At 36.6% G+C, this 13,195-nt stretch carries 13 protein-coding genes; all 13 read right to left on the reverse strand.

What is annotated here, in order from left to right:
* Positions 1–2: 2 nt before the first annotated feature.
* Positions 3–1,394 (reverse strand): APC family permease, encoded by a 1,392-nt coding sequence (locus ACQKMI_RS01580; RefSeq protein ID WP_427486883.1) that lies wholly within the window; start codon positions 1,392–1,394, stop codon positions 3–5.
* 420 nt (positions 1,395–1,814) lie between these two features.
* Positions 1,815–2,633: a helix-turn-helix domain-containing protein gene (locus ACQKMI_RS01585; RefSeq protein WP_427486884.1), complete on the reverse strand. Its 819-nt coding sequence runs from the start codon at positions 2,631–2,633 to the stop codon at positions 1,815–1,817.
* 375 nt (positions 2,634–3,008) lie between these two features.
* Positions 3,009–3,272 (reverse strand): hypothetical protein, encoded by a 264-nt coding sequence (locus tag ACQKMI_RS01590; protein ID WP_427486885.1) that lies wholly within the window; start codon positions 3,270–3,272, stop codon positions 3,009–3,011.
* Positions 3,273–3,570: 298 nt separating this feature from the next.
* Positions 3,571–5,064 carry an aldehyde dehydrogenase family protein gene (locus ACQKMI_RS01595; RefSeq protein WP_427486886.1) on the reverse strand — a complete coding sequence of 498 codons (1,494 nt, stop codon included), beginning with the start codon at positions 5,062–5,064 and terminating at the stop codon, positions 3,571–3,573.
* 212 nt (positions 5,065–5,276) lie between these two features.
* A complete protein-coding gene (locus ACQKMI_RS01600; protein WP_376073703.1) occupies positions 5,277–5,663 on the reverse strand; it encodes a 5-carboxymethyl-2-hydroxymuconate Delta-isomerase in 387 nt (128 codons plus the stop codon).
* A gap of 13 nt (positions 5,664–5,676) precedes the next feature.
* Entirely contained in the window at positions 5,677–6,465 is a 789-nt protein-coding gene (locus ACQKMI_RS01605) for a fumarylacetoacetate hydrolase family protein (protein WP_427486887.1), read from the reverse strand.
* Positions 6,466–6,499: 34 nt separating this feature from the next.
* Complete coding sequence (locus ACQKMI_RS01610; protein ID WP_427486888.1) at positions 6,500–7,258, reverse strand: fumarylacetoacetate hydrolase family protein; 759 nt, start codon at positions 7,256–7,258, stop codon at positions 6,500–6,502.
* Between the two features lie 75 nt (positions 7,259–7,333).
* Positions 7,334–8,890, reverse strand: a complete 1,557-nt coding sequence (locus ACQKMI_RS01615) for a solute symporter family protein (protein ID WP_427486889.1) — start codon at positions 8,888–8,890, stop codon at positions 7,334–7,336.
* A 4-nt stretch (positions 8,891–8,894) separates the two neighbouring features.
* Positions 8,895–9,248 carry a DUF485 domain-containing protein gene (locus ACQKMI_RS01620; RefSeq protein WP_427486891.1) on the reverse strand — a complete coding sequence of 118 codons (354 nt, stop codon included), beginning with the start codon at positions 9,246–9,248 and terminating at the stop codon, positions 8,895–8,897.
* Between the two features lie 63 nt (positions 9,249–9,311).
* Complete coding sequence (locus tag ACQKMI_RS01625) at positions 9,312–10,754, reverse strand: aldehyde dehydrogenase family protein (protein WP_427486892.1); 1,443 nt, start codon at positions 10,752–10,754, stop codon at positions 9,312–9,314.
* 33 nt (positions 10,755–10,787) lie between these two features.
* Complete coding sequence (locus ACQKMI_RS01630) at positions 10,788–11,684, reverse strand: cytidyltransferase (protein WP_427486893.1); 897 nt, start codon at positions 11,682–11,684, stop codon at positions 10,788–10,790.
* Positions 11,685–11,705: 21 nt separating this feature from the next.
* Positions 11,706–12,179, reverse strand: a complete 474-nt coding sequence (locus tag ACQKMI_RS01635) for a flavin reductase family protein (RefSeq protein WP_427486894.1) — start codon at positions 12,177–12,179, stop codon at positions 11,706–11,708.
* A 23-nt stretch (positions 12,180–12,202) separates the two neighbouring features.
* On the reverse strand, positions 12,203–13,186 hold the full coding sequence (hpaD, locus tag ACQKMI_RS01640) for a 3,4-dihydroxyphenylacetate 2,3-dioxygenase (RefSeq protein WP_323647390.1): 984 nt from the start codon (positions 13,184–13,186) through the stop codon (positions 12,203–12,205).
* Positions 13,187–13,195 lie beyond the last annotated feature (9 nt).

Below are 13,195 nucleotides of genomic sequence, written 5' to 3' on the forward strand. Positions count from 1 at the left end.
ATTTAACTAATATTCTGCCCTTCTATATCTGTTAAGAGTCTCTTTGATTCTTTTGAATACAAGGATCGAATCACGAAATAACAAACACCAATTCCCATCCAGGTAAATCCAACTATTTTTCCGGTTGTTGAAAGCCCCCATAAGATATAAAGACAAACCAACATCCCTATTAATGGTATAATCAAATATTTAACGATATTTTTTTGCTTATTTTTTAAATAGTAATGATTAATTACACAAACATTCACGAAAGCAAATCCTAATAATCCACCAAATGCAACTAAGTCGGATACAATTTGCAGATTCAAAGATACTGCACCTATAATTCCGATGATTGACATTAATAAAATATTATTAACCGGTGTTTTATACTTTGGATGGATATAGCTAAAAAATTTTCGAGGGATGACATTGTCACGCCCCATCCCTAAGAGCAGACGACTTGAAGCTGATTGGCTAGCTAAGGCGCTTGCAATTCCAGATGCGATAATCGTAAGTGTAATATAAGTCTGAAGAAACCCGCCCCCTATAGTCTCTAAAACGTTGAAGAAGGCTGTGTCGGGATTATCAATAGCTAAATAGTTTCCCACAAGAATCACTGCTAAATAAGTGACGGAAACATAAAATACTGTTTGAATGACACAGGTAAACAAAATGGCCAAACCAATTTTATTCCCTCCTACGTTCGTCTCTTCAGCCAAGGTTGTTATAGCATCAAAACCTAGGTAAGCGACAATCACAATAGCTGCCCCACCAATCACCGCTCCTACTGAAAATGAATCACCATCATAAATTGCCTTATAGTTTATTAGAGCTAAATCGCCCGTTATAATAAAGTGACTTGCGCTTAAAACAAAGGCAATCACCGCGATAATCATGAGGAGCACTAAAACTAAGTTCAACTTAGCTGCTATATCAATTCCAATCATATTTACAATCGTGATTGGGATAGCAAAAATGAGCACCCAACCCCAAATCGGAATGCTTGGTACAAGGGCGTTTGCAAAACTTGCACTGATCAAAAAAGTTAGCATGGGGATTAACAGATAATCAAGGAGCATTCCCCATCCAGCTATAAATCCTATTTTAGGGTGTAGCGCTTTATGGGCGTAGGTATAGGTTGAGCCCGCAACTGGGTAAGCTTCAACCATTTTACCGAAACTGTACGCCGTAAATAACATTGCAACAAAACCAAGAACATATGAGAGGACAGAATGGCCCTGAGATACCAATGTGATAATTCCAAACATTGACATCGCTGCAACTGGTGCCATAAAGCCAAGGCCAAAAATAACTAAATCTCGCATCTTTAAACTTCTTTTTAGACTTTGCCCATCTGATAAAATTTGAATGTTCTCTACTGATTTTTGTGTCTCTATAATCCCTACCCCCATTGGTGTTATTATAATTTTGTTATTTATACAAAGCGTTACCCTCCATATTCAAAACTTTTTCATTCAAGTCAACCCAGGCATGCTTTGTCTAACTGTACATTTCCGGTTCTGAGGTTAATAGACTCAAACGTTGCCTGGCATAGCCTCAACCCAATTACCATTAATAAACAGTTGGTATTTCGTCATTCATCTGACTCCCCTCTTTTGTTTTGTTGATTGCCCATTTTTCCTTTGAACTGTAGTAGGAACAATAAGCATTCTTTATATTAATTACAGATTATCAGATGAAGATAATTTGATATTGTAAAAATCGGAACATTCTAAATTTTCACCCAAAAATTCTTCCAATATGCGCATGCCAGTCGCACGTAAAAAAGCAATTACTTAAATAAGTAATTGCTTTAGCTAAACAAACGTTATTTAGCTAGTTTTCAGGCAGCTTTTTTGCCCAGTTAGTTGATAAGGTGTCACGCATCCAAAATTCCGAAACTCATGGATCAAATGGGCTTGGTCATAATAACCATTCTCATAAATAACATCATTTAACGTAAAGTGGGTTGTCCTTAGAAGCATATTTAGTGACGATTGAAATCTTACTATTTGGCTAAATAATTTTGGGGAAATGCCAATATGGTCTTCAAATTGTTTTCTTAAATATCTAGTTGAATATCCTATTTCTTCTGCAAGTTGAGTTATCGTAATATTACCTCTCGTCGCGTATATATTATATAATGCTTGTTTTATTAGTTTTGTTGATATATCAATCTCAAAAATTTGACTTCCCAATGTTTCAATGAATATATTGACTCTTTCCATGAAACTTTCGTCAGTTACTACCCTTTCTAAAATATTCGTATTTACAGGAAACATTTCATTTAAGCAAATTTCTTTATCTGTAAGGTCTTTAATACCGAATTTTATTTTCTTAATATCTAGGCATGGCAGAAAACGAATACCAAAGTATGTATTGTTTGGGAGAAGATTAATCACTCTACTTTTAGTAACGCTTCCACAAATATTACCGTAATGCTGATCACAATTAATAAGAATATCGATACACCCGTCCGGAATAACAGAAATTTGACTACTAACCCCTCCCATTTTAAATTGGTAAAACAGAATAGATGGTTGATTTGGTTTAATTCTAACTTTATGTTCAATATAGTAATCTGTCTGAAATTCAAAGTCAGGCTGAGACGGCAAGTAACTAATTGTTTTCGAATTCAAAGGACTAATCAACTTTATACCCCCCGTAATACAAATTAGTAAACGCTTACAAATCGATGCTTAATATGTGATTATTTCCTCGTTTAATCGAATAACAGCTAAATCAACAGTTTATTACTTTTCTTACACAAGTAAGTTTAAGATATTTCGCAATTATTCAGGGTTGATCCTCCTCTACGTCTACTCTCTGGCTTTCTGTTTTCAAGGAGATAAGATATGATGAACTTCTATCTTAATGCCTGTTTTTGACATAAAAATAGCCACCTTCATTTCAAGAAGTAGCTATTCTTCATTTAGAAATACCATGCCAGAAGATGTTCCAAGACAGATCAAGCCTTAAATCAAATTTCTCTATACTTGAGTAAATCAACTCAACTAACATGCCATCTAAAAATTTAAAAATGAAATTGTTCTTTCATCTACACCAACACGAAGATTCTCAGCTCTTAGTAAAGATAATTCCACAAAATTTTCAAGCTCACTATAATAGGAATTAAAGTGCTCTTTTACAATGTCAGTTAAAGAAGTACTCTCGTATCCTTTCTCCACAAATTGAGCCAAAGTACTTGTCTTAATAAGTAGAGCTTTCATATTCCACCCGATTACTAACGTTCGTAAAATAAGTGTAATTAAAAAAGGAAAAATAATCAATATAACTTTTAGAAAATTTCGATAATTAACCACCTTCCCTCAGTGTCTCTGATTTTTTATTTGATGAAGATGGTTATTTCTTTATTGTAAATTGGAAAAAAGATGTGGTCATTAGAGGTAGACTCAATATATATCCAAGGGAAATTGAAGAAGTTTACATTTGACTCCATATAAAATTCCTACATATTAAGAGCGCTTTCCCACTCATAATTACTATCGGTATCTAAGTTAAAAGCCTGTATCCCTTGTTAACTCAAGGTTACAGGCTTTTTTAACAACTGTGAATTTCGCTCCAATCCTAAAACGGATAATCTAATTTACTCGTTTGTACAGATACCCATTTCGCAACAGTAAACTCATCTACAATCCATTCATATCCAAAACGCCCAATTCCACTTTGTTTCACTCCACCAAATGGAACATTTCCTTCTAGCACTGCAGGCATATCATTTATATGTGTTGTACCAGATTCGATCTCAAGGGCTAATCTTTCCCCTCTTTCTAAGTCACTAGTCATAATGGCAGAGGATAATCCATATTCCGTGTCATTAGCAAAACGAATAGCCTCTTCATCACTTTCAGCCGGAATAATTTGTGCAACAGGACCGAAAATTTCACAAGATGCAAGACTTGAATCATTCGGTACATCAACAAATACAAATGGAGAAATAACATTCCCTGTACGGTCACCTTCTACGGCAACTTTTAATCCATTTTCCTTTGCTTTATTAACTAAATCCATGATTTTATCAGCTTGTTTTTCATTTATAACAGGACCAATAATTGTGTTAGGGTCCTTGGGGTCTCCTACTGTTAATCCCTTTACTTTTTCTACGTATCTAGCAACAAATTCATCATAAATGTCTCTATTAACAATAATTCGGTTTGTAATCGCACAGATTTGGCCACTATGCAAAAATTTCCCGAAGATGGCGACTTTCACTGCTTGTTCTACGTCGGCATCGCTTAAAACTACTAAAGGATTATTGCCTCCAAGTTCTAATGCCATTTGTTTTAATGTTCCGCCTGTTACTTTATTAATGTGTTTTCCTACTGCAGTTGATCCTGTAAAACTGATAAACGAAGAATTCGTATTTAACAGGAATTCATCTCCTGCTTCTTGAAGATCAGTTAAAATTGAATTAAACACTCCAGCAGGAAGTCCTGCTTCTTCGAAAGCCTTTGCAAAAACTTGTCCACCAACTATTCCAACTTGGAGATCTGGTTTATGAACAACACTGTTCCCGAGAGCAATGGCAGGGAAAATTGTTCTTGTCGCCATGTTAAATGGGAAGTTAAAAGGTGTGATGGACGTAATAACACCTAAAGGTAATCGATATACACGACTAACTTTTCCTGGTGTACTAGATGCATAATTTTTGGGTGAGAATATTTCATCAACCATATTAATAGAATCTTTTATGTCGCTAACCCCAAAGCCAAACTCAACATGAGCTTTAAGTAGTGTTCCACCTGTTTCTCGTGTAAGTAATTCCAAAATATGCTCTTTATTTTTCTCTAAATAGTCTAATGCTTTCGTTAAAACCTCTCTTCTTTGTTCTGGGGTAGATTTAGCCCATTCCTTTTGTGCTGCTTTTGCTTTGTGATAAGCGTCTTTTATTTGCTCTACATTCGCTAAATCTACAGTTGTAATAGTTGACTGATCATATGGATCCTTTATTGAATAAGTTCTTTTACTACCACCCTCTACCCATTGACCTCCAATATAACTTTTGTTTATTTTACTTGCCCATTCAATGCAGTTCATGTCTAAAGCTTGATTCTTTGTCATTTAAAGTCCCCTTCCTGAAATGAAAATCTAACCTTAACGCGATGTAACCTAAATTGTAAGCGGCATCAATTGTTTTTTATTGTAAAAAGCGGAACTACTCTTACAAACAGATTCAACTATGTTGTCTTGATATAAAGGCTCATAACCTCTGAAAAATGGAGGTTATGAGCCTTCAATAAAAAACAACAGTAATGAAGATATTAGATTCCTTCTTACTTTTTAAAACGCTTATGAATATTGTTATACTTGTAAGTACCTTCCTCACTGAATTCAATCAATTCCATCGATAATGCCAGATATCTCCTAGTAAATAGATCAGCAAAATGATCCTTGATTACTTCGAATAGTTCGTCACAAGTTTCTTTCTTATTTTCAGCCGATCTTCCCGCCCCAATTTTTAATATAGCATGAACAAATGCATCATCTTCTGCTCCATCTGCTACTCGGTAATCTTGAAGTTCAACTGCTCTTGATCGAATTCCTCCAGTCGGAAAAAGATTACTACGGCTAATCAAAACATCATTCACTTTTTTAAGCAAATTCGGAATGTCTGCTTCTTTCTTTATGTTATCGGTATACTCAACTATAAAATGCGGCATGTTTTCATCCCTCTCACTGGCTAAAAATGGCGTTATCACTTTTAGTTCTTAAGAAATGCTTTTCACTAATAATGGTATTTACTAGTCGTCCCACTCCTTCAATTTCAGTAATGACTTCATCCCCTACCTTTGTATCAACTAAGCCCTCAGGCGTACCAGTAAGGATAATGTCGTTTTTATTTAATGTCATAAAACTACTTAAATACTCAATTAATTGCGGAATACTAAAAATCATATCTTTCGTTGTGCCTTCCTGCGTAACTTTTCCATTTACATAAGTACGCAATGTAAGATTCATAGGATCTTCAATATCTTTTGCATCGACTAGCCATGGACCGATTGGTGTACAAGTATCTCTATTCTTTACTTTTAAGTTCGGACGATAATAGTTTTCTAAATAATCACGGATGGCATAGTCATTTGCAACGGTATATCCTGCTACATAATCATAAGCATCTTCTCGTTTAATGTTAGACCCTGAACGCCCAATGACAACTGCAAGTTCACATTCATAATGCATATTGGTAGCATCAGCCGGTCGGTAAGTCTGACCTCGATGACCAATAAAAGTATTAGGACCTTTTAGAAAAACTAAAGGTTCTGTTGGTGCTTGAAAAGCAAGTTCCTTTGCATGATCTGCATAATTGAGGCCTAAAGCAAAAACGGTTCTAGGTTGGACAGGCGGTAGCCAGTCCACTTCCTCCTCAGAAACAATTTGTCCATTATCAAGTTTAAGATGACCATCATCTGTTTCAATTGCGTGATGAATGATCTCCTGAAATACTACACGTGCATGTTTCATAATAATCGCGCTCCTTTACAAAACAATGAGATTCTCATTTAACTGTATTTTCTAAATAACCGATTCCATCGATTTCAATTCGTACTCGATCTCCCTTTTTAACAAGCGGAGGATTTTCAGGTACCCCAACCAGTAAAACATCTCCCTCATACAGCGTCATAAATTCCGAAATTTCAGAAATCAGTCGTGATACAGGACGAATTAAATTGGCCGTTGTATTCTTTTGTTTTAATTCATCGTTAACGAATACTGTAATCGTCAACTTATTAGGGTCAGCGATTGCATCTCGTTCAATAATCCATGGACCTACAGGGCAAAAGTTATCTCTTGCTTTTTGTTTAATAGCTGGTCGATAAAAACTCTCATGTGGAATACTCACATCATTTACAATGGTATATCCTAATACATAATCTAAAGCTTTTTCTTCTGTTACACGAGTAGCATTTTTCCCAATGACAATGCCTAATGAGGCACCTACTTGCAGATGAGATGTATCCTCGGGTAATGGAATTGAAGATTTAAATCCAGTAATGGTGTTCACCGGTTTAATATATAAGACAGGCGCCTTGGGAGGCTGTTTATAAGGTTCTTTAGTTAAAGATGAACTTATTGCCTTAAGCTCGCCACTATAATTTAATAAAGCCCCATATACTGTACCCGAAATTGGCGCCTCCAAAGAGGACTGCTCTACTGTTAAATTTCTATCACCGAGAATAATTGTATTGCTTTGAGGATCTACTTCCACTTCTTTTGTGTGAAGGGTTTCACTAAATTTAATAATTGCCTTACTCATAACTATTCACTCCTCTCATAAACTCGTAAATTCTTCTGATGCTTCCTTAATCTTATTGAGCTTGTAAAACTATCACTAATGATTAACTACACCTTTAACATCATGTCCTATATTTGACTTAACGATAATTTCTGAAAAATTATCCTCTACATTTTTTGACTTACGGGCCCCTATTAATGTACCAATAAAGCAGCCTAAGAAACCTAACGGTATAGAAAGAATTCCTGGTGATGCAAGAGGGAAAATAGGATTACCAGTAAATAAGGCTACACCTGGTTCTGGATTCCAAACATTTGGGCTTAACATAACTAGACCAATCGTGCTAATTAATCCTATAAGCATCCCAAAGATTGCTCCAGTTTTGTTGAATTTCCTCCAAAAAATAGTTAATAATATAACTGGTAAATTCGAACTCGCTGCTAATGTTAGAGCGATTGATGCTACAAAGGCAACATTAAAATTTTGAAGAAATAGTGATAAGGCAATGGCGATAGCAGTGATGACAATCGATGCAAGACGTACCATAAACATTTGCTGTTTTTCGGTTGCTTTCCCGTCTTTTAAAATTTCGTTATAAAAGTCATGGGAAAATGCTGTTGCTCCCGTAACCACAATTCCAGCAACAACTGCAAGAATAGTAGCAAAAGAAACCGCAGAAATGAAAGCAAACATAAAATCTCCGCCAATATACTTTGCTAATAATGGCGCTGCCATATTCCCTGCTGGGTTAGCCTCTATAATATTCGAAGTTCCAACTAGCTTTGCTGCTCCAAACCCAAGGAAAATGACCATAATATGGAATAGTCCCATGATCCACATAAGCCAAACAACTGACTTTCTGGCAACCTTAGCATTAGGTACAGTTAAAAAGCGAACTAATACATGGGGTAGACCCGCTGTCCCAAGAATGAGCCCAAGTGTTAAAGAAGCTGCATCCCAACCGTTTTTATATTTCAAACCAGGATTTAAGAAATCAATTCCAAAAGGAGTGGCTGTTTTCATATCAGTAAAAATGCCAATAAAATTAAAATTAAATTTCCACATAACCATTACAAACATAATAAAGGTTCCACCTACTAAAAGAACGGCTTTAATAATTTGAACCCAGCTTGTTGCGGTCATTCCTCCAAACAAAACAAAAGCTAACATAGCAACACCAACAATAAGGACTGAAGTATTATATGGAATACCTAATAATAATTTAAATAAAGCTCCTGCAGCAACAAGCTGTGCAAGCATATAAAAAACCGAGATGATTATTGTATTGAAGGCAGTTACACCTCGTACTTGTTTAAACTTAAATCGAGCAGTAATCATATCACCTAATGTATATTTCCCAAGATTCCTTAATGGTTCTGCAACTAAAAATAAAATGACAAGAAAAGAAACTAGGGCACCGTACATGAGGAAAAATCCGTCATATCCCGTTAAAGAAAAGGCTCCAATTAACCCTAAAAAGGTAGATGCAGACATAAAGTCTCCAGCTAAAGCAAGTCCATTTTGCCTAGCAGTCAGACCACCTCCAGCTGTATAAAAAGAACCTGCCGTTTTTGTTTTTTTGGAAGCATAGTACGTAATGAAAAGTACCCCTATTGACATGAGTACAAAAAGAAGAATAATATCCCATCCCATATGTCTACAGCCCCTCCTTTACTATGATTTGCTTTACTTTTTCGTCAAATTCAGCAGACTTCTTTACATATACACTGCATACCCCAAATGACATAAAGATAATTGAAATACCGTAAATCCACGCCAACGTAATGTCTCCTATTACTTGGACGTTTAATATATTTGTAAACAAGGCTAGGAATGGTAAAGCCAGTGAATAAGCCAAATAAAAAATTGTGTATGAAATAATAAACTTTTTCTTATTTAAAAGTAGTTGTTTAAAATCCTCCGAAGTAGAAATTTTGTCATAATCTATTTGTTTGTTGTCTTGTTGTTCGATGTCTTTTTTTACATTACTCTGTTCTTTTACTAGCTCCAAATTGATAGCACCTCTTTCCTAATAATTCTATAGGGTTCTTAAATGCTTCTAATTCTTCGATTTTTAATTTCTATTAAAAACTACTAGTTTTAGCTCTGTCATTTCCTCTACAGCATATTTTATTCCTTCTCTTCCAACTCCACTTTCCTTCACACCTCCATAAGGCATGTTATCTACACGAAATGTGGGAATGTCATTAATCATTACGCCTCCAACATGAAGGTTTTCAGCTGCAGTTAACGCTGTATGAACATTATCTGTGTAGATTCCCGCTTGGAGACCATATCGCGAATCATTTACTTGCTCAATTGCCTCCTCTACCGTTTGAACTTTATTGATGATTACAATTGGAGCAAACACTTCTTGACACGAAACTTTTAAAGAAGACTCTGCATTTAATAATACCGTTGGCAATAGAATATTCCCTTTCGCGATTCCCCCAGTTGCTACTTCTGCTCCATGTTGTTTCGCCTCATGAATCCAATCTAAAGTACGTTCCACATCTCCTTTTGAAATAAGCGCTGAAACATCCGTACTTGGATCTAAAGGGTCACCCATTTTGAGTTGTTGCGTTGCTTCAACGAATTTTTGCACAAATGTTTCGTACAAACTTTCATGAATATAAATTCGTTGTAATGATATACATACTTGACCTTGGAAAGAAAAAGCTCCCTTCACACAACGATTAATAATTGAATCTATATCGATCCCTTTATCAATAATAACGGCTGCATTTGAACCCAGTTCTAATGTCACGCGCTTCAGTCCTGCTTTGTTTCGAATGCCAATCCCAACAGCTGGGCTTCCGGTAAATGTAATAGCTGCAATTCTATCATCGGTCACGATTTTATCCCCCACGACTCTTCCGCTTCCAGTAATTACATTAAGAGCTCCATTAGGTAAACCCGCCTCTTGTAACAACTCTGCTAAAAAGAAAGAAGATAGTGGCGTTTGAGATGCTGGTTTTAATACAATTGTATTGCCTGTGGCAATGGCAGGACCTACTTTATGGGCAACTAAATTCATCGGGAAATTAAATGGCGTAATCGCTCCAATAACCCCAATCGGTTCACGCACCGTATATGCTATTCGTTTTTCTCCACCCGGCGCAGCATCCAATGGCAGTGTTTCTCCATGAATTCGCTTTGCTTCTTCAGCTGCAAACTTATACGTTTGTATTGTCCGTTTCACTTCTTCGATTGCAGTAGCAATTGGTTTAGCTGCCTCTAAAGCGATAATTTCTGCAGCTTCATCTAAACGCTTCTCAAACAAAGCTACCAAACGTTCCAAAATAGCTGCACGTTCGTGAGCTGGCATTTTCGCCATTACTGTTTTTGCACGACATGCAGCTTCAATTGCCTCATTCACTTCTTTTTCATTAGCCTTAGGAATATATGCAATAACATCTCCAGAGTATGGAGATGTTAGGGATGCATGTTCAGTGGCTTCTTGCCATTGACCATCAATGTATAAGTTTTTCTTTCTTGCTTGCACTTTTAAATTCATATTCTACTCCTTTCTGTAATAGCCTACCTTTAATTAGATCACTAGCTCATCTTTATTCATGTATTCATTCATTCCGTATGACTCATTCTGCTTGCCATATTTATAATCTAGCCATTTTACATTAATCCGCTTCTTGTATGGGTATACAGAACAATCTTTTAATTGGATTAATAATGAAGGGTGTTGCTCATTTATAGATATTTGGTGGCAGGTCCCATCATAATAATTACCATCTATTTCAACTTGAATATGGTAAATACCAGGTTTAGGCATTCGGTATCTCTTTTTTACTATTAATTTAAGAAACTGATGATTTTTGTAAAAAAGGGAACTTTGATTTACTTCTCCATTAATCTCATAAAAATCGCCAAGGTACATAGGAATCTTTTGCACATGACCTTCATCTAGCAATTTTCGGATTGCTGTTGAACTAATTTTTTCATCAGAATGTTGGATCTTTGGAACAGTCGTTACTTCCAAACATCCGGGACGATACTCTGATAACGTTTTCATATTACCGAGTCCTTTATAGCCATAATGATAATCAAAGCCTGCTACAACATGTATGCATCCAAGTCCTATAATGTATTGTTCAACAAAATCGTTAGGAGAAAGACGGGCAAACTCAGGGCTAAACTCAACAACAAATAACTTCTCAACACCCAGCTTTTCAAATCTATCTTCTTTTAAAGGAAGCGGAGTTAAATAAGTCATTGGCTCCATATGAGGAAAGAGTATATCTTTTGGGTGCGGATAAAACGTCATAACACCAAAGGCGCATTGTTTTTGCACAGCAATTTGTTTTGCTGTTTCAAGAATTCTTTGATGACCGATGTGAACGCCATCAAAAAAACCAAGGGCCAAAACACAAGCTTCCATTTCAGTGAACTTTGATTTATCAGTTGAACTTTTGATATAAATTGTCTCCATCGTTCGCCCTCCCCTTTTATGTTAAGTTAACTGCGGTGCAGTGATCTGGCCATATTTTCCTGCAAAGAATGTCAGAGGATTTCCTTCACGAAGGACAATATCTTCTACCTCTCCAATGAACAGCGTATGGTCACCAGCTACTTGCTTTCCATATACATTGCAGACAATATTTGCTAGCGCATCCTTTACTACCGAGATTTCGTTTAGGCGGTCAAATTCTGGTTCACGCTTTTCTTTGATCTGACCAGCGAATAACATAGAAACTTCTTGCTGGTCTTCGGATAAAATATTTACCGCAAATTTACCGGAGCGGTTAATTTTATCTAGCATTTTTGCATTTTCTTTAATCGATATTAGTACGAGTTTTGGGTTTAGCGACACTGACATGAAGGCATTTGCTGTCATGCCATGAGGCTCTCCATCAATGTCCGTTGTAATAACTGTTACGCCGGTTGCAAATTTACCCATCGCATCTCGAAATGTACGATCATCCATTGAAATTCCTCCATTCTTTTTATTTATATAGCTAATTCTGGTTTGCGCTGTGCAAGGTTTGGTGCCGTCGATTGAATTTGTTCGTTGGTTTCAATATCTAAAAACGGAGATGTTTCATTAAACCAGCTGTCCGGTGCTTTTGCACCCCATAACGTTTGACGACGTGGGTCATTTAAATCCCATCGAATTGGCTCAAAGTCATTGTCACTTGTTAAGTAATCTCCGTTATACAGCTCAATGCGGTATCCATCTGGATCTCTTAAATACAAGAAGAACGCATTGGATAAGCCGTGGCGTGCTGGACCTCTTTCAATGTTCTCTGAATAGCCAAGAGAAGCTAAAACATCACAGCAGTGAATTAGAGCAAGTGGATCCGGTAGCCAGTAAGCAAAGTGATGAAGACGCGGACCATCTCCGTTCATAAAGGCTTGATCATGCACGGTCTGTTTTCGGTGGAGCCACGCAGCCCAGATACTTCCATCTTCTATAGTTGTATATTCAGAACATGCAAAGCCTAGCTCGTTGATAAAGAAGTTGTAAGCTTTTTCTACATCCGGTACAGCACAATTTACGTGGTCAATTCGCTGAATTCGGGCACCTCTGTATAAGTCGTAGCGCTGAAGTAAGCGCTCTGCTTTTTCAATCTTGCAGAAAAACTCAAGAGGCATCCCTGAAATATCATGTACATGCAGTGCGCGCCCAAGAGCATGCTGAGTTCCTTCCTTAAGCCACTTTGTTTTTAAGCCTTTTGATTGAAAGAATTCAGCCAGACGGTCAAGATCTTCTTCTTTTTCTACTTTGTAACCGAGTGCGTGTACCCCTAACGTCTCGGACTTTTTAAGAACCAAGCTGTGGTGTGTGTGTTCTTCAAGCCCTCTCAAATAAACACAGTCGTCCTTTGTTTCCGTTTCAATCATGCCGAGCGCTTTTACATAAAAATCTTTTGAACGGTCTAAATCCTTCACATTTATAACAGTTCTGGCAATACGAATGATATTGAAATCCATACTCCTCAT

The sequence above is a fragment of the Lysinibacillus sp. NPDC097214 genome, assembly GCF_050277945.1.
In the GTDB taxonomy this organism is placed as follows: domain Bacteria; phylum Bacillota; class Bacilli; order Bacillales_A; family Planococcaceae; genus Lysinibacillus; species Lysinibacillus xylanilyticus_B.

Excerpts from the sequence above, each read along its gene's own strand:
- ACQKMI_RS01580 (WP_427486883.1), bottom strand. The coding sequence starts at position 1,394 with ATGGGGGTAGGGATTATAGAGACACAAAAATCAGTAGAGAACATTCAA.
- ACQKMI_RS01595 (WP_427486886.1), bottom strand. The coding sequence starts at position 5,064 with ATGACAAAGAATCAAGCTTTAGACATGAACTGCATTGAATGGGCAAGT.
- ACQKMI_RS01600 (WP_376073703.1), bottom strand. The coding sequence starts at position 5,663 with ATGCCGCATTTTATAGTTGAGTATACCGATAACATAAAGAAAGAAGCA.
- ACQKMI_RS01605 (WP_427486887.1), bottom strand. The coding sequence starts at position 6,465 with ATGAAACATGCACGTGTAGTATTTCAGGAGATCATTCATCACGCAATT.
- ACQKMI_RS01610 (WP_427486888.1), bottom strand. The coding sequence starts at position 7,258 with ATGAGTAAGGCAATTATTAAATTTAGTGAAACCCTTCACACAAAAGAA.
- ACQKMI_RS01615 (WP_427486889.1), bottom strand. The coding sequence starts at position 8,890 with ATGGGATGGGATATTATTCTTCTTTTTGTACTCATGTCAATAGGGGTA.
- ACQKMI_RS01625 (WP_427486892.1), bottom strand. The coding sequence starts at position 10,754 with ATGAATTTAAAAGTGCAAGCAAGAAAGAAAAACTTATACATTGATGGT.
- ACQKMI_RS01630 (WP_427486893.1), bottom strand. The coding sequence starts at position 11,684 with ATGGAGACAATTTATATCAAAAGTTCAACTGATAAATCAAAGTTCACT.
- ACQKMI_RS01635 (WP_427486894.1), bottom strand. The coding sequence starts at position 12,179 with ATGGATGATCGTACATTTCGAGATGCGATGGGTAAATTTGCAACCGGC.
- hpaD (WP_323647390.1), bottom strand. The coding sequence starts at position 13,186 with ATGGATTTCAATATCATTCGTATTGCCAGAACTGTTATAAATGTGAAG.